This window comes from Cupriavidus nantongensis, assembly GCF_041726985.1.
GTDB lineage: Bacteria > Pseudomonadota > Gammaproteobacteria > Burkholderiales > Burkholderiaceae > Cupriavidus > Cupriavidus nantongensis_A.
This window is the reverse complement of the sequence record NZ_CP168302.1, coordinates 2,298,370-2,321,004: the sequence shown is the minus strand read 5'-3', so window position 1 is coordinate 2,321,004 and position 22,635 is coordinate 2,298,370. Positions and strand designations below refer to the sequence as shown.

General features: G+C 68.1%; 20 protein-coding genes. 6 read left to right on the top strand and 14 right to left on the bottom strand.

All coding sequences use genetic code 11. The annotated features are described in order from the left end of the window. The first annotated feature begins 175 nt into the window (after positions 1-175). The 4 genes from ACEI37_RS10195 to ACEI37_RS10180 are packed head-to-tail and all read left to right on the top strand — an operon-like array spanning position 176 to position 3,069. Positions 176-520, top strand: coding sequence for a hypothetical protein (locus ACEI37_RS10195; protein WP_373377753.1), 345 nt, complete (start codon positions 176-178; stop codon positions 518-520). Next, entirely contained in the window at positions 510-1,190 is a 681-nt protein-coding gene (locus ACEI37_RS10190; protein ID WP_373376594.1) for a Dabb family protein, read from the top strand. Before ACEI37_RS10195 ends, ACEI37_RS10190 begins: the two co-directional genes overlap by 11 nt. Then, complete coding sequence (locus tag ACEI37_RS10185; protein WP_373376593.1) at positions 1,187-2,065, top strand: SDR family NAD(P)-dependent oxidoreductase; 879 nt, start codon at positions 1,187-1,189, stop codon at positions 2,063-2,065. The genes ACEI37_RS10190 and ACEI37_RS10185 overlap by 4 nt, the downstream gene beginning before the upstream one ends. Positions 2,066-2,070: 5 nt before the next feature. Then, complete coding sequence (locus ACEI37_RS10180; protein WP_373376592.1) at positions 2,071-3,069, top strand: NADP-dependent oxidoreductase; 999 nt, start codon at positions 2,071-2,073, stop codon at positions 3,067-3,069. A 25-nt stretch (positions 3,070-3,094) separates the two neighbouring features. On the opposite strand, the gene ACEI37_RS10175 is transcribed toward ACEI37_RS10180, so the two are convergent. The 5 genes from ACEI37_RS10175 to ACEI37_RS10155 all read right to left on the bottom strand — a co-directional run bounded on the left by ACEI37_RS10175 (position 3,095) and on the right by ACEI37_RS10155 (position 10,589). Further along, positions 3,095-3,718 carry a 2-hydroxychromene-2-carboxylate isomerase gene (locus ACEI37_RS10175; RefSeq protein WP_373376591.1) on the bottom strand — a complete coding sequence of 208 codons (624 nt, stop codon included), beginning with the start codon at positions 3,716-3,718 and terminating at the stop codon, positions 3,095-3,097. Then, positions 3,715-5,019 (bottom strand): MFS transporter, encoded by a 1,305-nt coding sequence (locus ACEI37_RS10170; RefSeq protein ID WP_373376590.1) that lies wholly within the window; start codon positions 5,017-5,019, stop codon positions 3,715-3,717. The genes ACEI37_RS10175 and ACEI37_RS10170 overlap by 4 nt, the downstream gene beginning before the upstream one ends. A 60-nt stretch (positions 5,020-5,079) precedes the next feature. Beyond that, positions 5,080-5,859 carry an aldolase gene (locus tag ACEI37_RS10165; protein ID WP_373376589.1) on the bottom strand — a complete coding sequence of 260 codons (780 nt, stop codon included), beginning with the start codon at positions 5,857-5,859 and terminating at the stop codon, positions 5,080-5,082. Positions 5,860-5,974: 115 nt separating this feature from the next. Beyond that, positions 5,975-6,871, bottom strand: coding sequence for a LysR family transcriptional regulator (locus ACEI37_RS10160; protein WP_373377752.1), 897 nt, complete (start codon positions 6,869-6,871; stop codon positions 5,975-5,977). A gap of 148 nt (positions 6,872-7,019) precedes the next feature. Beyond that, positions 7,020-10,589 (bottom strand): indolepyruvate ferredoxin oxidoreductase family protein, encoded by a 3,570-nt coding sequence (locus tag ACEI37_RS10155; protein WP_373376588.1) that lies wholly within the window; start codon positions 10,587-10,589, stop codon positions 7,020-7,022. Positions 10,590-10,720: 131 nt separating this feature from the next. On the opposite strand from ACEI37_RS10155, the gene ACEI37_RS10150 reads away from it, so the two are divergent. Continuing rightward, entirely contained in the window at positions 10,721-11,656 is a 936-nt protein-coding gene (locus tag ACEI37_RS10150; protein ID WP_018007449.1) for a LysR substrate-binding domain-containing protein, read from the top strand. Between the two features lie 44 nt (positions 11,657-11,700). Here the strand turns inward: ACEI37_RS10150 and ACEI37_RS10145 are convergent, their stop codons facing one another. Further along, positions 11,701-12,687, bottom strand: coding sequence for a Bug family tripartite tricarboxylate transporter substrate binding protein (locus ACEI37_RS10145; RefSeq protein ID WP_373376587.1), 987 nt, complete (start codon positions 12,685-12,687; stop codon positions 11,701-11,703). Between the two features lie 104 nt (positions 12,688-12,791). After that, positions 12,792-13,703, bottom strand: a complete 912-nt coding sequence (locus ACEI37_RS10140; RefSeq protein ID WP_373376586.1) for a LysR family transcriptional regulator — start codon at positions 13,701-13,703, stop codon at positions 12,792-12,794. Between the two features lie 331 nt (positions 13,704-14,034). Between ACEI37_RS10140 and ACEI37_RS10135 the strand changes: the two genes are divergently transcribed. Next, positions 14,035-16,017: an aconitase family protein gene (locus tag ACEI37_RS10135; protein ID WP_373376585.1), complete on the top strand. Its 1,983-nt coding sequence runs from the start codon at positions 14,035-14,037 to the stop codon at positions 16,015-16,017. A 1-nt stretch (position 16,018) separates the two neighbouring features. Here the strand turns inward: ACEI37_RS10135 and ACEI37_RS10130 are convergent, their stop codons facing one another. The 7 genes from ACEI37_RS10130 to ACEI37_RS10100 all read right to left on the bottom strand — a co-directional run bounded on the left by ACEI37_RS10130 (position 16,019) and on the right by ACEI37_RS10100 (position 22,612). Further along, entirely contained in the window at positions 16,019-16,759 is a 741-nt protein-coding gene (locus ACEI37_RS10130; protein WP_373376584.1) for a GntR family transcriptional regulator, read from the bottom strand. 122 nt (positions 16,760-16,881) lie between these two features. Continuing rightward, complete coding sequence (locus ACEI37_RS10125; protein ID WP_373376583.1) at positions 16,882-17,904, bottom strand: Bug family tripartite tricarboxylate transporter substrate binding protein; 1,023 nt, start codon at positions 17,902-17,904, stop codon at positions 16,882-16,884. Positions 17,905-17,961: 57 nt separating this feature from the next. Further along, a complete protein-coding gene (locus ACEI37_RS10120) occupies positions 17,962-18,984 on the bottom strand; it encodes an Ldh family oxidoreductase (RefSeq protein ID WP_373376582.1) in 1,023 nt (340 codons plus the stop codon). Further along, the gene (locus ACEI37_RS10115) at positions 18,981-19,916 is read right to left on the bottom strand and encodes a hydroxyacid dehydrogenase (protein ID WP_373377751.1); all 936 of its coding nucleotides are present in this window, start codon (positions 19,914-19,916) and stop codon (positions 18,981-18,983) included. The genes ACEI37_RS10120 and ACEI37_RS10115 overlap by 4 nt, the downstream gene beginning before the upstream one ends. Then, complete coding sequence (locus ACEI37_RS10110) at positions 19,916-21,091, bottom strand: UxaA family hydrolase (protein ID WP_227315921.1); 1,176 nt, start codon at positions 21,089-21,091, stop codon at positions 19,916-19,918. The genes ACEI37_RS10115 and ACEI37_RS10110 overlap by 1 nt, the downstream gene beginning before the upstream one ends. A 93-nt stretch (positions 21,092-21,184) precedes the next feature. Continuing rightward, positions 21,185-21,466: a UxaA family hydrolase gene (locus ACEI37_RS10105; protein WP_373376581.1), complete on the bottom strand. Its 282-nt coding sequence runs from the start codon at positions 21,464-21,466 to the stop codon at positions 21,185-21,187. A 132-nt stretch (positions 21,467-21,598) separates the two neighbouring features. Beyond that, positions 21,599-22,612 (bottom strand): galactitol-1-phosphate 5-dehydrogenase, encoded by a 1,014-nt coding sequence (locus ACEI37_RS10100; RefSeq protein ID WP_373376580.1) that lies wholly within the window; start codon positions 22,610-22,612, stop codon positions 21,599-21,601. Positions 22,613-22,635 lie beyond the last annotated feature (23 nt).

The following is a 22,635-nucleotide window of genomic DNA, read 5'->3' as shown; positions in this document are numbered from 1 at the left end:
CGGGATGTGGGCGTTCATGGGCGCTGGTCGTGATTGCTTCGGTAGCGGTGATTGATCGTCCGGGTAGGGGTGCGTCGCCAACGGGCCTTCCATAATCGTCCCGGCGGCCATGGAGGTTGCCATGCGCGCAACGCCATGCCTATACGGGACAACCCATGAGAGGACCCACTCAGCCATGATCCACATACTCGATGAAATCGTGCTCGCGCCCGGCCAGCTGCCCGCCGTGCTGGACCTGCTGGAATCCCGCTACCTGCCCGGCAGCGCCGCCAGGGGCCTGACGCTGCTGCATCGCTGGGTGTCGCCGCCCGTGGCGCTGCAAGATGCGCCCAATACGTTGTGGTTGCTCTGGCAAGTGCCGGATGCGCCAGCCTATTACGCCATGCGCGCCGGCATTGACGGTCCCGCCCTCGCCTTCTGGTCGACGGTCGGCTCCCTGTGCCAATCCCGCCGCCGCCATGTGATGGCCGCCGCGACAAACGTGCTGCCGCAGCCGAAGGAGCATTGCGATGCGCCTTGAGACTGCGCAACTGCGCCTGCACACCGGAATTTGCGACGGGATGCCCGACCCCGAGCCAGCCCTGCTCGACCGCATTGAAAGGCTGCCGGGCCTGCAGCGGGTCGCGCTCGGCCGCAACCTGACCGGAAGCTGGGGCGCCGGCGACTACACGCTCGACCTGCAATTCAAAACTGACTCGTCCGGCGCGCAGGCCGATGCCGGCGGCCTCGCCGCGGCGCTGGACGGCATCGCAACGGCCGATCACGCCGCCTACCGCGCGATCGCGGGCGGCATGCGTGCGCCGCAACTGCACGACGGCGTCTGGCGCACGCTGATGTTCCGGGTCCGCCCTGAAGCGCAGCCCTGGCAGGTACACGCACTGGAGCAGGACCTGCTGCGGATGCCGGCGTACATGCCCAGCATCCGCAACTGGCGGCTGGCCCGCGTGTTGTCGCCGTTATCGCCGAATACATGGACCCATGTCTGGCAGCAGGAATTCGCCGGCGCGGACGACCTGCTGGGCGAATACCTGATGCACCCGTTCCATTGGGGACGGGTCGACCGCTGGTTCGACCCGGAGTTTCCGGAATGGACGGTCGAGGCGATCTCCCATGCCTTCTGCCCGCTCGCGACCAGCCTGATTGCCAGCCAGATTGCCAGCCACAGCCATAGGGAGGAAACCGCATCATGACCGCATACGGAACACTGACAGGAAAGATCGCACTGGTGACCGGCGCCAGCCGCGGCATCGGCCGTGCCATCGCGCAGCGCTTCGCGGCGGAAGGCGCGCTGGTAGTGGCCAGCGCACGGCGCGCCGGCAACTCCGGGGAAGATCCTGGCACGCTGGCCGAGACCGTGGCGCTGATCAGGCGGCAAGGCGGCCGCGCCATGGCGCTGGCGGCGGATCTGGAGGATCCCGCGCAGCGCGACCGTCTTGTGTTGCAGGCCGCCGAGGCCGCGGGTGGCCTGGACATCCTGGTCAACAATGCCGGCCTGGCCGAATACAGCCCCATCGACGCGATGCCGCTGGACACCTTCGACCGGACCGTCGACCACTACCTGCGCATCCCGTTCGTGCTGAGCCGCGCCGCGATCCCGCTGATGCGCGCCCGCGGCGCAGGCTGGATCCTGAACCTGGGCTCGGTCACGGCGCTGTCGCCGGCGCGTCCCTACCAGGACTTTGACCGCGCCGGCGGCGTCACCGCCTACGCTGCCGTCAAGGCGGCCATCAACCGGTTCACCGAAGGCCTGGCCGCGGAACTGGAGGGCGACGGCATCGCCGTCAACTCCGTGGCGCCAAGCACCGCGATCCTCACGCCGGGCAGCGAGCGCTACATCCCCGACGGCTATCCCACCGAGCCCGTGGAATACCTGGTGGAAACCGCGCTGGCGCTCTGCAGCGTGCCGGCACGACGGCACACCGGCCAGATCGCCCATAGCCTGCATTTTCCGCTTGCGCACGGACTGCAGGTTCGCACGCTCGACGGCCAAGGCGTGCTGCCGTCGCCCGTCATCCCGGCCTGGGCCCATCCGGCGCTGGCCCAGTCCGAACTGTCGACGAGGTAAGCCTTATGGAACAGAACATGCGCGCGGTCCTGATCGACCGTCACGGCGGGTCCGAGGTGATCCGGCTTGGCGAGGTCGCAAGGCCGGGGCCGGCTGCCGGCGAAGTGCTGATCCGCGTCGCCTGCGCCGGCGTGAATCCCGCCGACTGGAAATGCCGCGAGGGCTATCTGAGCGCCTTCATGCAAGCCAGCTTTCCCTTCGTGCTCGGCTTCGATGCCAGCGGCGTGGTGGCCGCGGTCGGCGCCGGCGTCACGGGCTTCGTGCGCGGACAGCGGGTGTTTGCGCAAACCGGGGTCGGCGCCGGCCAATGGGGATCGTATGCGGAATACGTAGCCGTCGGCCAGGATTGCGTGGTGCCGATTCCGGACAACGTCGGATTCGCCGAAGCCGCGGCGGTGCCGACCCCGGCGCTGGCCGCCTGGACCGGACTGTTCGACGAAGGCGGACTACGCCCGGGCCAGACCGTGCTGGTGCACGGCGGCGCGGGCGCGGTCGGCACGTTCGCCGTGCAACTGGCCAGGGCCGCCGGCGCCACCGTCGCCGTCACCTGCAGCGCGCCCCGCCGCGACGCGCTACTGGCGCTCGGCTGCGAGCTGGCCATCGACTACCGCGCAAGCGATATCGGTGGCGCCGTGCGGGCGTGGGCGCCGGCCGGCGTCGACCTGGTCCTCGACACGGTGGGATGCGGCACCTTGCCGATGGGGCTGGACCTGCTCAGGCCCGGCGGCATCCTCGTCGCCATCCTGACGCTGGTCAGCGGCGACCACGGCCCCGATCCCGCCGAGGCGGCTCGGCGCGGCGTGCGCAGCGCCGTCGCGTTCAGCAAGATGCCAAGCGGCGTGCGGCTCGCGGAAATCGCCGCGCTGATGAACGACGGGCGTTTGCGGCCGCCTCGCATCGAATGCCTGCCGCTGGAACAGGCCGGGCACGCGCTCGAGCTGGTACGGTCGGGCCAGGCGGCGAGCAAACTGGTGCTGCATGTCGCCGGGCCGTGGAACGCGTAAAGGATCGAGCGGGCGCGTGCTGCCGCTATCCGGTCCGGGCGGGGCTTCGCGCCCGGATTGCGTCCTCGAGCATGTCGAGCCGGTCCTGGCCCCAGAACAATTCGCCTTCGAACACATAGGTGGGCGATCCGAACACGCCGGCGCCGACGGCCTCATCGGTGTAGCGCCGGTACCGCATTCCCGCTTCGCTGGCGCGCGCCAGCTCCATGACACCGCTGCCGTCCAGGCCGAGGCGTTCGAGGATGGCTTGCAGCGTCGGCTCGGCCGAGATGTCCAGGTCCTCGCACCATTCGGCGCGAAGAATTGCCTTGTACAACGGAAGGACGGGCAAACCCAGCCCATCGGCAGCGATCACTATACGAGAGGCGAGCTCCGCGTCCGGACACATGTACCTGGGCGTGGGGTTCACGTGGATCCCCAGCTTCCTGCACCATCGCTCCAGCTCGACGATCCGATAGCGCTGTCGCTCCGCTGAACGCTGCCCCAGCAGCACCCCTCCCGTCCGTGCATACACCTCGGGAAGATCGACCGGCTTGTGCCGGATTTCCACCCCCGTGCGGCGTGCCAGGGCATCGAGCCTGTCTGCGCCCAGGTACGCCCAGTCGGAATTGAGCCAGAAGTAGTAGTCGATATGCCCACCGGCGTTCATACCCGCTCTCCCTTTGCCAGCGGGACCGCGTGCCTGGCCCCGTTCACATCCCGCATCAGTGCCGTACTGGCAAAGGCGATCACGCTGAGCGCACCCAGGTACCAGACGATGTATGAGGGGTCGCCGCCGCCATGATTCAACAGCGACGTGGCCACGATGGGCGCCAGGCCGCCGCCGATCGCACCTGACACCTGCACCGCGATCGAGATGCCGCTATAACGGACCTCCGGGGGAAACTGGGCAGAGAACAGGCTGCCTTCGGGTCCATAGAGGCATGCGTAGACGAGGCCGATCGCAATCGCCATGGCGATCGTGACGTTGCCCGCATCGAGCGTTTGCAGCAGCGCGAAGAACTGCGGCGCAAAGACCAGGATCCCGACGGTGCCGGCCATGAATACCCACTTGAAGCTGAAGCGGTCGCCCAGGATGCCGAACAGCGGCATGGTGAACATCGCGACCGCAGCGCCCCAGACCGTGGCATCCAGCATCACGGTCTTGGGTATGCCGAGCGTTCCCGTGGCGTAGGCCAGTGCAAACGTCACCACGGTGTAGAACCACGTAACTTCCGCCAGGCGGCCACCGACCACGGTCAGGACCTGGCGTGGATAGCGGCGCAGCACCACCAGGGCCGGCATCTCGACCTTGTCGCCAGACTTTTTCATCTGCTCGAAGTCCGGGGATTCGCTCACTTTCGCCCGGATGAACCAGCCTACCGCCAGCAGGACCACGCTCGCCAGGAACGGCACGCGCCACCCCCACGTCAGCATGTCCTGCTCCGGCAGGGTCGCGACCATGCCCATCGCCAGAGAGGACAAGATCAGGCCCGGTGCCACCCCGGCCTGCGGCAGGCTGCCAAAAAAGCCCTTCTTGCCTTCGGGTGCGTGCTCGACGGCCATCAGCACCGCACCGCCCCACTCGCCGCCGACCGCGACGCCCTGCAGGAAGCGCAGCAGCACGAGCGCGACCGCCGCCCAGTAGCCGATGCTGTCATAGGACGGGATCAGCCCGATGAGGATGGTCGGGATACCCATCATGAACAGCGTGATCAGCAGCATGGACTTGCGTCCGACCCGGTCGCCGAAATGGCCGAAGACGATGCCACCCAGCGGGCGCGCGAAGAAGCCGACCGAGTAGGTGGCGAAGGCCGCCAGGGTCCCGGTCAGCGGATCGAACGCGGGAAAGAAAATCTTGTTGAAGATCAGGGCCGCGGCGGTGCCGTAGAGGAAGAAGTCATACCATTCGATGGTCGTGCCCATCATGCTGGCGAGGCCCGCCGTGATGTAGTGGCGGCGCGAGCGCATGCCTTGTTGCGTAGTCATCGTCTTGTCTCCTTGTCTGTTCTGGTGCGTGCTGCCGGCCCGTCACGGCTTGACGTACGGCGCGATGCCGTGCGTCTGGCGCGCCCAGTACGCGAAGGTGGAGTTGACGATGGACGGCTTCAGCAGGTAGTCGTGAGCCTCCCTGGCCAGCTCGTCATCGACCGGCGTGAGCGGACCGAAAGCCTGGGCGCGGATCTGCATGCGGGCAGCGCGCTCGAGATAAACGGACAGGTAGGTCGCCTCTTCACAGCTCTTGCCTGCGGTCAGATAGCCGTGGTGCGCGAGGATGATCGCGCGCTTGTCTCCCAGCGCTTCCGAGATGATCACGCCCTCCTGGTCTGCGATCGGAACTCCCGGCCAGTCGCCGAGGAACGCGCAGTCGTTGTGCAGGGGGGTCATGTCCATCTGCGCGATGACCAGAGGCTGGCGCGCGGCAGCCAGCGCGCTGGCCCACGGCGAATGGGTATGGATGATGGCGTTGACGTCCGGCCGGGCGTCGTAGACCCACAGGTGGAAACGCGTCGCCGGGTTGGCCATGCCGCCGCCGCTCACCGTGTTGAGATCGCGATCGACCTCGATAAAGTCCGCCGGCGTCGCTTCGTCGAAGCCGAGCCCGAAACGCAGCGTCCAGTAAGCGCCCGGTCGTTCGGAGCGGACACTGATCTGGCCCGCCAGGCCGGCCTCCTGCTCCGTCATCGCCAGGATCCGGCAGGCATAGGCCATGGTTTCCTGCGTGCTGCGCGACTGGCTCGGCAGATGCTTCGCCATGTCGCTGGACGCACGCTGGTCGAAATACGACTTGTCTCTGAGGGGGGCGTTCATACTGGTTTTCTCCGGGTTTTCCCTGCGACAAGAGGTCGGAAGGATCGGGAACCAGTATCGGATCGGGGGTGCCGGCGAGCTACGGAGCCGGCTTCATAGCAGCTATGTCACGGCTTCACGTGTCCAGCGCCTTGGCAACCTGGAGCGCACAGGAGAGCAAGGCTGCTGCCAGCGGAAAGGGCTGGCGCTCGGGATGCGCCACCGCCACCATGCGCCGTTTCAACAGCGGTGTATGGATCTTCACCTTGCACAGGCCATACTCGGCCAGCAGCTTGTCAGGCACGCGGCTCGGCAGGATGCATGACCCTACCCCGGCGGAAACCAGCTTGAGCATGGCGTCCACCGTTTCCGCCTCCGCGACATAAGTGCCCTTCAGGCCGGCACTATCGAGCATCCGTCGCAATGCATAGCCATGCGGGAAGGCAACCAGGCGCAGGTCGCGCCCGGCCAGGTCGACGCCGGCGTCGTCCGCAGCAGCCGGGGCCATCGTACCCTGTTCCACCAGGCACATCGTATCGTCGAAGAGCGGATAAACCGCCAGTGAGGCAGTGTCCACCGCGGTATCGTAAGCCACGCCCAGGTCGGCCTTGCCGCTTTCCACCAGCGCCACCACTTCCGGCGAGCTACGCCCCATCATCGACAGGTTGACCCCGGGATGCGCACTGACGAAACTCGCCACCACATCGCCGATGAAGTAGTAGCTGACGGTGTGGACCAGGGCCAGCCTGACCGTCCCTTCGGTGCTGCCATGCGCGTCGCGGATCATGTCCACGGCATGATCGATGGCGCGATAGGGCCCTTCGATCGCTTGCTGCAGTTTTTGCCCGGCTTCCGTCAGGGCAACGCCGCGCCCCGTTCGCGTAAACAACGCCTTGCCAAGATGGGCTTCGAGCGCGGCCAGTTGCTTGCTGACACCGGACTGCGTCTGGTTCAGGTCATCCGCAGCCTTCGACAGCGACTTCAGCGAGGCAATGCGCAAAAAGCTGCGCAGCAGGCGGTCTGGCGTTTCCATGTCGGGGGCAGGTAGTTTTGCTGCCATTCTGCATGGGGCGTGGCCCTGGCCGCAACCACGCCGCGGCGGCAGTTGTGCGGCGCCCATGCAGGATTCCTGCCCCCGTTGACCTCACGTCGCGGCGAGGATCTCCGCGGGCGCTACCGCGTCAGGCCGCATCCCGCCGCGCCGCGCCACGATATTGCGCCAGCAGCGCCTCGCGCCGCGCCGCCGCCGCGGCCATGCTGGCCTCCTTCACATGACCGTAGCCACGGATATCGTCCGGCAGCGCGGCCAGGGCCAGTGCGGTGTCGAGGTTGTCCGCGCTCAGTGAACCCGCGAACTCTTCGACCATAGCCAGGTAGTCGCTCACCAGCGCGCGCTCGGCGCGGCGCTCGGCGGTCTTGCCGAACACGTCGAGCGCGGTGCCGCGCAGACCCTTCAGGCGCGCCAGCAGGCGGAATGCCGTCAGGGTGCGCGGACCGAAGCGACGCTTGACCAGATGGCCCTTGTCGTCGGTCTTGGCCAGCAACGGCGGCGCCAGCCAGAAATTGAGCTGGTAGTCGCGGCCGGGCTCGCCCTCGAACTGCGCGCGCAGCTTGTCGAGGAAGGCGGGGTCGGTGTACAGGCGCGCCACCTCGTACTCGTCCTTGTACGCCATCAGCTTGGCCAGGTTACGGGCCACGGCCTCGGTCAGCGGCAGTTTGCGGTCGATGCCCAGTTGCTGTTCGGCGGCACGGATGCGTTCGACGGCGCTGCGATAGCGCGCGGCGTAGGCGGCGTTCTGGTACTCGGTCAGCATCGCCTCGCGCTTGCGGATCAGCGAGTCGAGCGTCTGCGGCATCGACACGACCTGCGCGCTGGCGGCGGTCGGCGCAGCCGGCAGCAGCGCCCTGACCGCGGCCTCGCCGTGGTGGGCGAGATAACGGCCCCATTCGAAGGCGAGACGGTTCTTCTCGACCGAAACCCCATTGAGTTCGATCGCGCGCGCCAGGCTGGCGTGCTGCAGCGGGATCCAGCCCTTCTGCCAGGCATAGCCCAGCAGCAGCGGGTTGGAGTAGATCGCGTCGGCCAGCAGGGTCACCGCCCAGGCGCTGGCGTCGAAGAAGGCGCAGGCCTCGCCCACGCTGGCGCGCAGGTCCTGCTCGGCGCTGGCGCCCGGGAACTTCCACTTGGGGTTCTTGATGAACTCCGCGGTGGGGGTGTTGGCGCTGTTGACCACGGCGGCGGTCAGGCCGTGCCGGACCTTGGACAGCACTTCGGCCGAGGCCGAGACGATGGCGTCGCCGCCGATCACCAGGCGCGCCTCGCCGGTGGCGATGCGGGTCGCATGCAGGTGCTCGGGAGCGGACGCGATCTGCACGTGGCTGATCACCGCCCCGCCCTTCTGCGCCAGGCCGGCCATGTCGAGCACGGTCACGCCCTTGCGCTCCAGGTGCGAAGCCATGCCCAGCAGCCCGCCGATGGTGACCACGCCGGTGCCGCCGACGCCGGTGACCAGCACGCCGTAAGGCCGCTCCAGCGCGGGCAGTCGCGGCTGCGGCAGCGCCGCGAAGTCGGCGCCGCTGCCCTTGCCAGCCGCAGCTGCAGGCTTGCGCACCTGAGCGCCCTCGGCGGTGACAAAGCTCGGGCAGAAGCCGTTGACGCAGGAGAAGTCCTTGTTGCACGACGACTGGTTGATCCTGCGCTTGGTGCCAAGCTCGGTCTCGAGCGGCTCCACCGACAGGCAGTTGGACTTGGCCGAGCAATCGCCACAGCCTTCGCACACCGCGTCGTTGATAAAGGCGCGCCTGGCCGGATCCGGATAGGTGCCGCGCTTGCGGCGGCGGCGCTTCTCGGTGGCGCAGGTCTGGTCGTAGATCAGGATGGTGACGCCTTCGGTGTCGCGCAGCTCCAGCTGCACGGCATCGAGCTGGTCGCGATGGAGCACCGCCACGCCGGACGGCAGCATCGCGCCATCGCCATACTTGGCAGGCTCGTCGGTGACCACCACCAGCTTCTTCGCGCCTTCGGCCAGCACCTGGTGCGCGATCTGCGGCACCGTCAGCACGCCGTCGATGGGCTGACCGCCGGTCATCGCCACCGCATCGTTGAACAGGATTTTGTAGGTGATATTGGCCCGGGCCGCGATCGACGCGCGGATCGCCAGCAGCCCCGAATGGAAGTACGTGCCGTCGCCCAGGTTGGCGAACACGTGCTTGTCGTCGGTGAAGTGCATCTGGCCGGTCCACGCCACGCCCTCGCCGCCCATCTGGCTGAAGGTCTCGGTATTGCGGTCCATCCACAAGGTCATGTAGTGGCAGCCGATGCCGGCCAGCGCGCGCGAGCCTTCCGGCACGCGCGTCGAGGTGTTGTGCGGGCAGCCGGAGCAGAACCACGGCTTGCGCTCCACCGCGATGCGCGGCTGCGCCGCTTCGCGCTCCTTGGCCTCGATCAGCGCCACGCGCGCGGCAATGCGCGCGCGCACCTCGGCCGGCAGGTCGAAGCGTTCCAGCCTGCGCGCGATGGCCTTGGCGATCAGCGCCGGCGACAGCTCGTAGTGCGCCGGCAGCAGCCAGTCGCCGCGCGGCACCGACCATTCGCCGCCGTCGTTGCCGCGTTGGTCGAACTTGCCGAAGACCTTGGGCCGCACATCCTCGCGCCAGTTGTACAGCTCTTCCTTCAGCGCGTATTCGAGGATCTGGCGTTTTTCTTCGACCACCAGGATCTCTTCCAGGCCGGTGGCGAACTCGCGCGCGCCGTGCGCTTCCAGCGGCCACACGCAGCCGACCTTGTAGACGCGGATGCCGATGCGCGCGCAGGTGTCGTCATCCAGGCCCAGGTCCACCAGCGCCTGGCGCACATCCAGGTAGGCCTTGCCGGCGGTCATGATGCCGAAGCGCGCGTTGGGCGAATCGAGCACCACGCGGTTCAGGCGGTTGGCGCGCACGTAGGCCAGCGCCGCATACCACTTGTGGTCGAGCAGCCGCGCTTCCTGCTCCAGCGGGGAATCGGGCCAGCGGATATTGAGGCCGCCCGCCGGCATGGCAAAGTCCTGCGGCAGCGCGACCTGCACGCGGTTCGGGTCGATCTCGACCGAGGCGGTCGACTCGACCACGTCGGTGACGCACTTCATCGCCACCCACAGCCCCGAATAGCGGCTCATGGCCCAGCCGTGCAGGCCGTAGTCCAGGTATTCCTGCACGTTGGCGGGGTACAGCACCGGGATGCCGGCCGCCTGCAGCACGTGCTCGGACTGGTGCGCCACGGTGGAGGATTTGGCGGCATGGTCGTCGCCGGCCAGCAGCAGCACGCCGCCATGGCGCGACGAGCCGGCCGAGTTGGCGTGCTTGAGCACGTCGATGGAGCGGTCGACGCCGGGCCCCTTGCCATACCACATTGAGAACACGCCATCGCGCTTCGCGCCGGGGAACAGGTTGACCTGCTGGCTGCCCCACACCGCGGTGGCGGCCAGGTCTTCGTTGACGCCCGGCTGGAACACCACGTCGCTGGCCGCGAGATGCTGCTTGGCCTTCCACAGCGCCTGGTCGACGCCGCCCAGCGGCGAGCCGCGGTAGCCCGAGATAAAGCCGGCGGTATTGAGCCCGGCGGCGCGGTCGCGCGCCTTCTGCAGCATCGGCAGGCGCACCAGCGCCTGCACGCCGCTCATGTAGACGCGGCCTTTCTCCAAGGTGTATTTGTCGTCCAGGCTGGCGCTGGACAGGGCTTCCAGCAAGGCGGGGTTCAGCGGGGCATTCACGATGTGGGTCTCCGGGCTTTGTTCTGGCTGCTTTTATTTGCTGTCCGAAGGAGTGTAGAAACCGGCGCGCTCATCGTAAAATCATCAATTCCAACACCTGATATCCGCAAAACGGATACCTCGGAGACACCATGTTTAAAGCGCGCGAAGGCTCGGAAAGACTGGCCAAGGAAGTCACGCTGCGGCAGTTCCGCTATTTCGTCGCGGCGGCGGAAACCGGGCAGTTCTCGATGGCGGCGACCGCCGAGCACGTGTCGCAGTCGGCCGTGACCAATGCCGTGCTGGCGCTGGAGCAGCGCCTGGGCGTGCGCCTGTTCGAGCGCCGGCCGCACGGCGTGACGCTGACGGCCGAAGGCCACCTGTTTTTCCAGCATGCGCGCCAGATCCTGGATTCGGTCGAAGACGCGCTGCGCGAGCCGCGCTTCCAGGTGCACGGGCTGCAGGGCAGCGTGCGGCTGGCGGCGTCATATACGGTATTGGGATACTTCCTGCCGGGATTGCTGGCGCGCTTCCGCACCAACTATCCGGATATCGAACTGGACCTGCTCGACATGGACCGCCCCGACATCGAGCGCGCCGTGCTGGCGGGCGAGATCGAGTTCGGCATCGCGCTGCTGTCCAACCTGGAAAAGCCGCAGCGCTTCCAGCGCCATACGCTGATGCGGTCGCGGCGCCAGTTGTGGACCTCGGCCAGTCATCCGCTGCTGGAGGTGGAGCGGCCTTCGCTGCGCGATATCGCGGCGTATCCGTACCTGCTGATTACCGTCGACGAGGCCGAGGACTCGACGCTGCGCTACTGGCGCAGCCACCGGCTTGCGCCCAACATCGCCTTCCGCACCGGCTCGATGGAAGCGCTGCGCGGGCTGGTGGCGCATGGCTTCGGCGTCACCGTGCTGTCCGACATGGTGTATCGGCCCTGGTCGCTGGAAGGCAAGCAGATCGAAGCCCGGCCGATTGCCAATGCGGTGCCCGACATGGAGGTCGGCATGCTGTGGCAGCCCGGCCGCAAGCTGGGCAAGCCCGCCGATGCGCTGCGCGAATTCCTGATCCACGCCTGCGGCAGCTGACGCACACAAGCGTGTGGCGGACCGGCTTGCCCGGCCCGGAGCCCTTAGTTCAGCGTAGCGCCGGCCTGCTTGACGATGCGCGCATGCTTGTCCAGCTCGTTCCTGAAGAACGGCACCGCCGCGTCGGCGCCGGTGCCCGTCACCACCAGCCCTTGCGCCGACAGTTGCTCCTGCACTTCGCGCTCGCGCAGCGTGGCCTGGATCTTCGCCTGCAGGTCCTGCACGCCCGGCTTCGGCATGCCCGCGGGGCCGACGATCGCCAGCCACGCATCGAAGCTGTAGCGCGGCACACCCGATTCCGCCAGGGTTGGCACCTCGGGCAGCGCCGGCACCCGCTGCGCGGTGGACACGGCGATCGCCCGAAGCTTGCCCGCCTTGATCAGCGGCAGCACCGCCTGCACGGTCAGAAAGCCCATCTGCACCTGGCCGCCGACCAGGTCGGTGGTGTAGTTGCCGGCGCCTTTGTACGGCACGTGGCGGATATCCACCTTGGCCTCGCTGGCCAGCAGCTGGCCGGCCAGGTGCAGCACCGTGCCGTTGCCCGACGAGCCGTAGTTCAGTTCGCCCGGTTTCGACTTCAGCAGCGTGAGCAGTTCCCGGGTGTTGTGCGCGCTCACCGCGGGATTGACCACCAGCACCAGCGGCAGCGTGCCGATCACGGTGATCGGCGTGATGTCCTGCAGCGCGTCATACGGCAGGCTCTTGTAGATAAACGGGTTGATGACGTGGTTCGACGAGATCAGGCCCAGCGTCGAGCCGTCTTTCGGCGCGCGCACGATCTGCTGGGTGCCCGGCACGCCGCCGGCGCCGGCGATATTCTCGACCACCACCGACTGGCCCAGCTGCTTGCCCAGCGGCTGGCTCAGCGCGCGGGCCACGGCATCGGCCTGCGAGCCGGGCTGGGTCGGCACGATCAGCCTGAGCGGCTTGCCATCCTGCGCATGGGCTGGAACGGCCTGGCCGCCAAGCATTGCCAGCGTGGTCAGGGCCGCAAGCGCCTTGCACGCCTGTCGAAACAGCGAGGTCTGCATGGTTTGTCTCCGTGGGTCGAATCGCACCGTGGACGGTGGCTTTGGCACGGAGTGTAGGGTTGCGACGCCGCGTGGCCGAGTGCTAATCCGCTGGACCGGGTATCTCAGCCTGGCATAGCGTCGGCTCCCGCCTTTGGCTGCAGCGCCTCGATCATGGCGGCGATCGCACGCAGCCGCGGCTGCTTGTACGGGGCATAGATGCGCAACTGGCGCTGGCGCCACGGTTCATCCAGCGGCACGCGCACAAAGCGCCGCGTGCCCGCATAGGCCGCGCCGGCACTGGCCGGCAGCACGGCGATGCCGAGCCCCGCCTCCACCATACGGCAGGCGGCCTCGAAGCTGGAGACAGTCACGCCCTGGTTGAACGGCAGGCGCAGGTTGGCCGCCTGCTCGCGCAGGTCCTGGTCGAGCGCGCCGCCCGGCTGCACCACCACCAGCGGATGTTCCAGCACCTCGGCATAGCGCATGCGCTTGCGCCGGGCCAGCGCGTGCGACGACGGCACCACCACATTGAGCGGATCGCTGCCAAAGGCCCACGATTCCAGCCCGCCCGGCGTCTTGGCCGCGACGCCGATGCCGACGTCGGCCCGGTCATCGAGGCAGGCACGTAGCGTTTCCGCAGTGGAGCGCTCGTACAGCGCGATCTCGACTAGCGGATGCGCCGCCTTGAACGCATGCAGGCGCTCCGGCAGGAAGCCGATGATCGCCGACGGGCTGGCCGACACGCGCACCACACCGGCGACCCGGTCGCCAAGGTCCTGCACCTCGCGCGCAAAGCTGGCGATGTCCTCGTTCAGCTTGCGCCCCAATTCCAGCGCGCGGGCGCCGGCATCGGTCAGCACCACGCCGGCAGGAGAGCGCACGAACAGCACCACCCCCAGGCTGCGTTCCAGCTCCGCGATGCGCCGGCTCAGCGCCGACTGGGCGATATGCTCGGTTTCGGCCGCGCGCTTGATCGAGCCTTCGCGGGCCGCGGCCAGGAACAGCTGGATGTTGACGGGATCGATGCGGTGCATGGGTCAGAGCGCCCGGGTGGGCAAGCCGGAATGTCGCCCGATACTAACCTTGCGGCAAGCGTTGCGCATGACTCCTAATGCGTTCAGTTGAGGTATCAACCACTAATGTCATTCCCGCGAAGGCGGGAATCCAGTGTCTTTCACTCGCCTCGAGAAAAAGTCACTGGGTTCCCGCCTTCGGGGGAACGACGGTGTTGCCGAACGGCAGCTGCGGACGATTACCGGGTTTACCCTGATATGTCTGGCGCAGATAGCCGCGATGCCGCATCAGCGCTTCGTGCGCGCGCGCCAGGGCCGGTAGAGTTGCACCGAAATGCCTTCGGAGACCTGCATGAGCGCCATCGGGGCCACGGCCCGCATCCTGTTCCTAGCCGACTCGGCATCGGCCATGACGGCACAGCTGCAGGGGCAGCCGATGACGCTGGCCGGCGCCGGCGCGCTGCGCGACGACGTTTCGACCGACGAGATCACGCCGGTGCCGATCCTGACGCACTATGACGACGCGCTCGGCCGCTATCCCTATACCGGTTACAAGGTCGAAGGCGTGTGCCCGGTCCCGGCCGGCGCGATCCGCGAAGGCGGCTTCACCGTGACCGTTGCCGGCAACCGCTACGGCAAGGGCTCGTCGCGCGAGCATAGTCCGGCGGCGGAGAAGCTGGCCGGCATCCGCCTCGTCATCGCCCGCAGCTTCGAGCGCATCTACCGACAGAATGCCGACAACATCGGCCTGTTCACCTCGACCGACTTCAGTCTGCTCACCCGGCTGGAGCAAGGCGAGCCCATCGACGCGGACACGCTGGTAGCCGGGCGCGACGCCCTCGCCGCAGCCATCCTGCGGCATGGCGGCCTGCTCAGGTTCGGGCAGGCGTACCTGAGCGACGTGGAACCCGCGCCGTCCGGCCACCTCACCGGCCCGCAGACCCTGTTCGAGAAAATCGTGCAGCGGCATCTGCTGGCAACGCCGGTGACGCCGGAGCGCCCGGTTGCAGGGGACGGTATTTTCGTGCGGGCCGACTGGCGCTTTATCCACGAGTACTACACCGGCATGTGCGCCCACATGCTGCACGCGGCGTTCGGCAAGCCGCTGCAGCTCAGGGATGCGGACCGTATCGTGGTGTTCGAGGACCACACCTCCTATGTCGGTGAAAGCCCTGCCCACGTGCGCGGCGGGCTGGTCGACAACGTCGCCCGCATGTGCGCGGCGCAGCGTGACTTCGTGCGCGACTACCAGCTCCGGTGCCATCGCACGCTGACCGAGGACGAGTCGCGCGGCGCCGCGGTCGCGCGTGCGGCGGGCATCTCGCACGCCATGATGGCCGAGCGCTATGCCCTGCCCGGGCAGGTCGTGGTCGGCACCGATTCCCACACCCCGCACAGCGGCGCGCTGGGCTGCGTGGCGTTTGGCGTCGGCACCACCGACATGGCCAATGCCTTCGTGACCGGCGCGGTGCGCATGACGCTGCCGCAATGCATCCAGGTGCGCCTGCACGGCGTGCTAGCGCCGGGCGTCACGGCCAAGGACGTGGTGCTGCACCTGCTGGCCCGAGCCGACATAAAGGCCGGCGCCGGCGTCGGCAAGGTGTTCGAGTTCACCGGACCGGTGGTCAGCGCGATGTCGATCGACGAGCGCGCCACGCTGACCAATATGTGCGCCGAGCTGGGCGGCTTCACCGGCATCGTCGCGCCGGACGCCGAGACCGTGCGCTTCCTCAGGGAACGGCGCGGCATCGATTTCGAGATCGAGCCCTGGATGCGCAGCGATGACGGCGCCGCGTTCGCCGCCACCCTCGACATCGACTGCGGCACGCTCGAACCCATGGTGGCCCGCCCCGGCGATCCGGGCAACGGCATGCCGCTGGCCGCGTTGACGCAGCGAGTGCCCGTCGACATTGCCTACGGCGGCTCCTGCACGGCGGGCAAGCGCGAGGACTTCGACCGGTACCACGAGGTACTGCACTGGGCCGTGCAGCGCGGCTTGCGCCTTGCGCCGCAGGTCACGCTCTACTTGCAGTTCGGCACCACCGATGTGCGCGACTATTGCATCCGCCAGGGCTACATGGAAACGTTCCAGGCCATCGGCGCGCGCATTCTCCAGCCGTCCTGCGGCGCCTGCGCCAACTGCGGCCCGGGCTCGTCGGAGCGGCCGGAGCAGGTGACGGTCAGCTCGATCAACCGCAACTTTCCCGGGCGCTCCGGTCCGGGACAGGTCTGGCTGGCCAGCCCGCCAACGGTGGCCGCCAGTGCGATCTGCGGGGAACTGGTGTCGTTCGAGGAATTGCAGCGGCGCTACAGCGCAGGCGCCAGCGCCGCGTAATTCACGGCTGCGACAGCGCGAACTCGTAATCCGAAGTATCCAGCCTGGAGACGCGGTACTCGATGCGCTCGTTCTGGTACGACGACGCCACCCGCAGGATCTTCAGCATCGCAGTGCCGACGGGGATGCCCAGCAGTTCATGGTCTTCCTCGTCGGCCAGCGCGGCGCGCAGGCGCTCTTCGGTGCGGATGATGTTGATGCCGAAGACGTCCTGGTAGAAGTTGTAGAGCGTATTCGGCCGCTCGCGCAGCAGCTTCTCGGTGAGCGTCCGGAAGCGTTCCGCCGGGACGGTGATGGCGTCGATCATGACCGCGCGACCTTCCAGCGACAGCACGTTGGTGAAGCGGAACACGGCTTCGCCGAGCGGTAGCCCGAGCGCCGCGGCTTCTTCCTTGTCGGCTTTGGCGCGGCGGAACTTTGCCAGCTTTACCGTGGGGAACTCGCGGTACCCGTCCTGGCGCACGATGCGGAAGAAGCGGAAGAAGTGGTCTTCCTGCCGGTGCGTCGCCACGAAGGTTCCCCGTCCCTGGTGGCGGATCATGATGTTCTCGGCCACCAGTTCATCGATGGCCTTGCGCAGTGTGCCGATCGAGACGCCGAAGCGCTCGATCAGCTTGCGCTCCGACGGAATCGCCTCGCCCGGCTTCCACTCGCCCTCGGCCAGGGCCGCCAGGATGGCGTGCTTGACGTCCTTGTACAGCACGCCGCCGATGGCTGCGCCGGCATCGAATCTGGAACCCACGTTAGTGTCCTTTGCAATGCCGCCTGCGGGGCGGCCGGCCGATCCATGACTGACTCATATCGATATGGCGAATCATACTAAAGCCGGCCGCCCAAACTTTCCGCCCCCTGCCCGACGCGCCGCTATTCGACCCGTATTTGCTTCTCTTCGATCAGCCGGGCCCAGCGCGTCACCTCGCCGCTGAAGTAATCGGCGAACGGCGTGCCGCCGGCCGCGGGGGTAAAGCCCGCGGTGACGATGCGTCCGCGCACCGACTCGGCGGCCAGCATGCGTGCGACCGAGGCGGCCACCTTGTCGACGATCGGCCTGGGCGTGCCCGCCGGCATCATCAGGCCGGTCCAGTTCTCGACGATCAGCTCCGGATAGCCGGCCTCGGCCACCGTAGGCACCTCGGGCAGCAGCGGATGGCGCTCGCGCGTGGTCACGGCCAGCGCGCGCAGCTTGCCGCCTTTCACATAGGCGAGCGACTCGGGGAAGTTGGAGAAGACCACGTCGATCTGGCCGCCGATCAGGTCGGTCATCGACGGCGCGCCGCCCTTGTACGGCACATGGGTGAAGCTGGTCCGGGTCTGGCTTTCGAACAGCGCCAGCGTCAGGTGCGGCGGCGTGCCATTGCCGCTGGAGCCCGCGTTCAGCTTGGATTTCTGGGCCGCCGCGGCCAGGTCTTTCATCGACTTGATCGGCGAACTGGCAGGCACCACCACCATCATCGGCGACGAGGCGATCCGCGCCACCGGCACCAGGTCTTTCTGCATGCTGAACGGCAGCTTGGGAAACAAGGTCACGTTGGACGCATGCGTCAGCGTGACCGCCAGCCAGGTGTAGCCGTCCGGTGGCGCCTTGGCGACCTGCTCGGCGCCGATGTTGGCATTGCCGCCCGGCCGGTTGTCCACCACGATGGGCTTCTTCCACTCTTCGGAGAGCTGGTGGCCGACCATGCGCGCCATGATGTCGGTCAGGCCGCCGGCCGCAAACGGCACCACGTAGCGGATCGGCTTGCTCGGATAGTCCGCGGCGGCGGCATCGCTGCCGCCCTGCGCCACGGCGGTCCGAGGCGCCAGCGCAGCGAGGGCCGATACAACTGACAAGGCAAGCAGCACGCGGTTCAGTTGCCTGCGCGCGCCGCACATCAAGCGTCGATCCATGGTTTGTCTCCGGTAGTTATGGCCGGCCCATCTAAGCGTGGGTCCGTTGTGAGGAAATCAATGCGGCGCGCCAGCCTCCTCGCCCGCAAGCGATTGCAATTCGCGCCAGAGCGCGTCGGGCACGTCGACGCCGTCCGCTGCCGCCTGCGCCTGCGCGGTTTCGCGGCGGGCGCCCGGCACGCGCGTGCCTTCGTCGTCCAGCATCGCCGCCAGCAGCGCTTCCACGCGCGCGGCGTAGACCTGCGAGCCGGCGAAGGCGCCAGGGTCCAGCACGAAGAACAACTGGCCGATGCGCGGACGGTTGCCGGCATCGCTGAAGAAGGAATCGGCCTCGGCGCCGAACTGCGCCCCGGCCAGCGACGTCACCAGCAGCTCCACCAGCAACGCCAGCATCGCGCCCTTGACGCCACCCGCCGGCAACATCGAGCCGCGCAGCGCGGCCTGGGCGTCGGTGGTCGGCTGGCCGGCCTCATCCAGCGCCCATCCGAGCGGAATCGGCTTGCCCTGCTTGGCCGCCACCATGATCTTGCCGCGCGCGACTTCCGACAGCGACAGGTCGATTACCACCGGCGCATGGCCCTGCCGCGGGAATACCGCCGCAATCGGGTTGGTGCCGAACAGCGGCCGCTTGCCGCCCCACGCCGGCATGGCCGCGGGCGAATTGCCCATGGCGATGCCGACCATGCCGGCGCGCGCCACCGCCTCCAGCGGCAGCGCGGCGGCGCCGAAGTGGTGGCTGTTGGTAACCGCGGCCACGCCGACGCCGGTTGTGCGCGCGCGTGCCACGGCCTCGGCGATGGCCAGGTCGCACGCCGCGAAGGCAAAGCCGCAGCGCGCGTCGACCAGCACCGCGCTGGCGCGCGTGCCCTGTACCGTCGGCTCGGCATTGCCGTCGACCCGGTCATGGCGCAGGTGCGCCACGTACATCGGCACGCGCGAGACCCCGTGCGACGGCAGCCCCGCGGCATCGGCCCGCACCAGCGCCGCTGCCGTCGCCCGCGCCTGCAGGGCGCTGGCGCCGGCCCGGCGCAAGCCCGCGGCGGCCATGCGCTCCAGTTCCTGCAATGCGATCCGGCTCATGGCATCTGCTCCAGCGACTGCCGCACCTCGCGGGCAATCATCATCGATACGCGCGCATTGGCTTCACGCGTCACGCCGCCCACATGCGGTGTCAGGATCAGGTTAGGGACGCCCCGCAGCGCGCTGCCTGCGGGCAACGGCTCGCTGTCGAACACGTCCAGCGCCGCGCCGGCCAGGTGGCCGGCGCGCAGCGCGTCGGCAAGCGCCGACTCGTCGACCACGCCACCGCGCGCCGTATTGATCAGCACCGCGCCCGACTTCATCGCCGCCAGCCGGCCGACATCGATCAGGTTGCGCGTGGCCGCCACCAGCGGCACATGAAGGCTGACCGCGTCGGCCTGCGCCAGCAGCGCGTCGAGCTCCACGCAGGCCACACCGGTGGCGGCCCACACCGGATCGTCTGCGGGCAGCATCGGATCGCAGGCGATGACTTCCATGCCGAAGGCGCGTGCCAGCGCCGCGGTCTGCCGGCCGATGTCGCCAAAGCCGATCAGGCCCAGGGTCTTGCCCAGCGCCTCGCGCCCCTCCGACAGCCTGGGCCGCGGCCACTGGCCGTCCGCCACCTCGGCGCTGGACAGGTATGCGCCGCGCAGCAGCACGGCGGCCGTGGTCACCACGTACTCCGCCACCGAACGCGCATTGGCGCCCGCCGCGGGGATCACGCGGATGCCGCGCTCGCGGCAGGCGGCGACGTCGATATTGTCCAGCCCCACGCCGAGCCGTCCCACCACCCGCAAGGCCGGCGCGCTGGCGAGCAGCGCCGCGTCCACCTGGGTGCGGTTGCGCACCACCAGCGCGTGCGCCCCGTCCAGGACCTCGAGCAGCTCGCCGCGGCGATCGACCCAGCCCGGCTCGTAGCGCAGGTCGAAGCCGGCGCTCAGCGCCTGCACCGCGGCCGGGTCCATGAACTCGCTGATGCAGATGCGCTTCATCATGCCGACTCGTGGATGCGGGTCAGCACGAACTCGCGATGCCCGAGCGCCTCGGCCGCGGTCCAGCGGCCGTTGATGGTGGCCAGCATGCATTCCAGCAGCTTGTCGCCGGTCTGGTCCAGCGTCTGTTCGCGCTGCAGCAGGCCCGAGCAGTCGACGTCCATGTGCTCGCTCATCAGCCGCACGGTGCGCGGGTTGGCGCACAGCTTGATCACCGGCACGATCGGGTTGCCGATCACGTTGCCCTGCCCGGTCGGGAAGAAATGGACCACATAGCCGGCCGCCGCGCACAGCGTGACCATCTCGGCCGCGGCCGAAGACGAGTCCATGAACCACAGCCCCGGATGCGTCGGCGCCTCGGCCTTGTCGAGCACGCCGTCGACGGTGCACTTCTTGCCGATCTTCTGGATATTGCCCAGCGCCTTCTCTTCGATGGTGGTCAGGCCACCGGCGATATTGCCCTTGGTCGGCTGCGACTCGGACAGGTCGGAGGTCTTCCAGCGGTCGATCATGCCCTGGTAGCGCTCGAACATCGCCATGAACTGGTGGCGCACCTCGTCGTTGGCGCAGCGCGCCGCGACGATATGCTCGCCGCCGGTCAGCTCGGAGGTCTCGCCGAACACCAGCGTGGTGCCCAGTGGATGCAGCTTGTCGAAGGCGTTGCCGACGGTCGGGTTGGCGCCGCAGCCCGAGGTGGTATCCGATTCGCCGCACTTGGTCGACACCCACAGCTCGTTGATCGGGCACTCCACGCGGTGCAGCGCGGTGGCGTATTGCACGAATTCGCGGGCGGCCTTGGAGGCGCGCATGATGGTGTCATGGTCGCCGTGGCCCTCGATGCCGAAGCCGACCACCGGCTTGCCGGTCTGGGCGATGCCGTCGACCACTTTCTTGGTCCAGCCCTCCTCGATGCCGATTACCACCACGGCGGCGACGTTCGGGTTGCTGCCCGCGCCGATCAGCGTGCGGAAATGCAGGTCCAGGTCCGGCCCGAACTGCAGGCGGCCATACGGATGGGGAATCGCCATGGTGCCCTTGATCGCGGCGGCGACGGCCTCGGCGGCGGCGTTGGACAGGTCGTCCAGCGGCAGGATGATGACGTGGTTGCGCACGCCGACGCGGCCGTTGTCGCGGCGGTAGCCCCAGAAGGTGGTGTTTTGGTCGATCACGGACATGACGTGGATCCTTTGGATGCGCGATGGAAGCGGAATAGAAGCGGAATAGAAGCGGAATGAAGGCGAATGGAACGCAGGCGCGGCGCGCGCGGCTCACCAGCGCTTGGTCTTGATGTTGTGGACGTGGGCGTGCTCGCCGGCCTTGATCGGCGCCACCACCTTGCCGATGTCGATGCCGTACTTGTAGACCGTCTCGTTCACATCCATGTCGCGCAGCGCCACCTTGTGGCCGATGGGAATCGGCTGCAGCGCGGTCACCGTCACGATCTTGTCTTCATCCATGATCCAGGCATTGAGCTGGGTGCCGGGCTGGATCCCCTCTACCACGGCCACCGCGACGGTGTCCTTGGCGTCATGAAGCACTACGTGAATCATCGTTGTCTCCTCTCTGTGGGTCGTGCGTGAAAATCATGGTAGGCGCTACACTCATCCATGTCAACCAACTCATATATATGAATTTTGATTGAGATCGTGTTCAGCGTGCCCGGTCGCGCCCCCGCGGCGCATTCAGACGGTTTCGGGGATCAGCACCACCTTGCCGGCCGCCACGCGGCCCGCCGCCAAGTCGGCAAAGGCCGCCGGACCATCGCTCAGCGCGCGCGTCTCGACCCACTCCAGCGTGCCGAAGCTGCCGCGCTCCAGCGCCGCCACGGTGGCACGCAGGTCGGCCATGGTGTAGGTATAGGTGCCCAGCAGGGTCAGCTCGGCCAGCGTCAGCTTGCGCATGTCGATCTCGCTGGCCCAGTCCTGCAGGCCGATATGCATGACCACGCCGCCGGGCCGCGCGGCGGCGATGGCGAGCTTGCGCGTCGCGCCCGCGCCCACCGCATCGATCACCACGTCGAAGGCCGACTCCGGCAGCGGGGCCGCCAAAGGGTCGACCGCCTCGCAGCCGAGATGCCGCGTCACCGAAGCCCGGCGCAGCGCATTGGTCTCTGCCACCTGGACCTCGCCGCAGCCATATGACCGCACCAGCGCGGCGGCCAGCATGCCGATCGCGCCGCCGCCGATGACCAGCACGCGGGACTCGGGCAGCGGCCTGGCCAGCGCACGCATGGTCAGGTTCACCGCGTGCAGCGCGGTAGCCGCGGGCTCGGTCAGTGCCGCGCTGACGCTGGAGAGTGCGTCCGGAAGCGGGATCGCGCAGCGGATCGGAATCGCCAGGAACTCGGACAACGCGCCGGGCCGGCTCATGCCGACCATGCCCCGGTGCGCGCACAGGTTGTCGCGCCCTTGCAGGCAATAGTCGCAATGCCCGCAGGTCACCAGCGGGTTGGCGGTCACGCGCTGCCCGACGGCCAGCCGGGCCGGGTCGGAGGAGGCCACCACCGTGCCCGCGAACTCGTGGCCAAGCACCAGTCCTGGCTTGCGGCGCGGATCGTGGCCGTGGTACGCATGCAGGTCGGAGCCGCAGATGCCGCTGGCATCGATGCGCAGCAGGGCTTCGCCGGGGGCCAGGGCCGGCATGTCGCGATCGAGGACCGCGACGGCGTTGGGTTCGGTATAGACGATCGCTTTCATGGCCTTGCCAGTAGTCAACATGG

Coding starts and splice junctions, on each gene's coding strand:
- ACEI37_RS10195 (WP_373377753.1), top strand. CDS start 176: ATGATCCACATACTCGATGAAATCGTGCTCGCGCCCGGCCAGCTGCCC.
- ACEI37_RS10190 (WP_373376594.1), top strand. CDS start 510: ATGCGCCTTGAGACTGCGCAACTGCGCCTGCACACCGGAATTTGCGAC.
- ACEI37_RS10185 (WP_373376593.1), top strand. CDS start 1,187: ATGACCGCATACGGAACACTGACAGGAAAGATCGCACTGGTGACCGGC.
- ACEI37_RS10180 (WP_373376592.1), top strand. CDS start 2,071: ATGGAACAGAACATGCGCGCGGTCCTGATCGACCGTCACGGCGGGTCC.
- ACEI37_RS10175 (WP_373376591.1), bottom strand. CDS start 3,718: ATGAACGCCGGTGGGCATATCGACTACTACTTCTGGCTCAATTCCGAC.
- ACEI37_RS10170 (WP_373376590.1), bottom strand. CDS start 5,019: ATGCGCTCGCGCCGCCACTACATCACGGCGGGCCTCGCCAGCATGATG.
- ACEI37_RS10165 (WP_373376589.1), bottom strand. CDS start 5,859: ATGAACGCCCCCCTCAGAGACAAGTCGTATTTCGACCAGCGTGCGTCC.
- ACEI37_RS10160 (WP_373377752.1), bottom strand. CDS start 6,871: ATGGAAACGCCAGACCGCCTGCTGCGCAGCTTTTTGCGCATTGCCTCG.
- ACEI37_RS10150 (WP_018007449.1), top strand. CDS start 10,721: ATGTTTAAAGCGCGCGAAGGCTCGGAAAGACTGGCCAAGGAAGTCACG.
- ACEI37_RS10145 (WP_373376587.1), bottom strand. CDS start 12,687: ATGCAGACCTCGCTGTTTCGACAGGCGTGCAAGGCGCTTGCGGCCCTG.
- ACEI37_RS10140 (WP_373376586.1), bottom strand. CDS start 13,703: ATGCACCGCATCGATCCCGTCAACATCCAGCTGTTCCTGGCCGCGGCC.
- ACEI37_RS10135 (WP_373376585.1), top strand. CDS start 14,035: ATGAGCGCCATCGGGGCCACGGCCCGCATCCTGTTCCTAGCCGACTCG.
- ACEI37_RS10125 (WP_373376583.1), bottom strand. CDS start 17,904: ATGGATCGACGCTTGATGTGCGGCGCGCGCAGGCAACTGAACCGCGTG.
- ACEI37_RS10120 (WP_373376582.1), bottom strand. CDS start 18,984: ATGAGCCGGATCGCATTGCAGGAACTGGAGCGCATGGCCGCCGCGGGC.
- ACEI37_RS10115 (WP_373377751.1), bottom strand. CDS start 19,916: ATGAAGCGCATCTGCATCAGCGAGTTCATGGACCCGGCCGCGGTGCAG.
- ACEI37_RS10110 (WP_227315921.1), bottom strand. CDS start 21,091: ATGTCCGTGATCGACCAAAACACCACCTTCTGGGGCTACCGCCGCGAC.
- ACEI37_RS10105 (WP_373376581.1), bottom strand. CDS start 21,466: ATGATTCACGTAGTGCTTCATGACGCCAAGGACACCGTCGCGGTGGCC.
- ACEI37_RS10100 (WP_373376580.1), bottom strand. CDS start 22,612: ATGAAAGCGATCGTCTATACCGAACCCAACGCCGTCGCGGTCCTCGAT.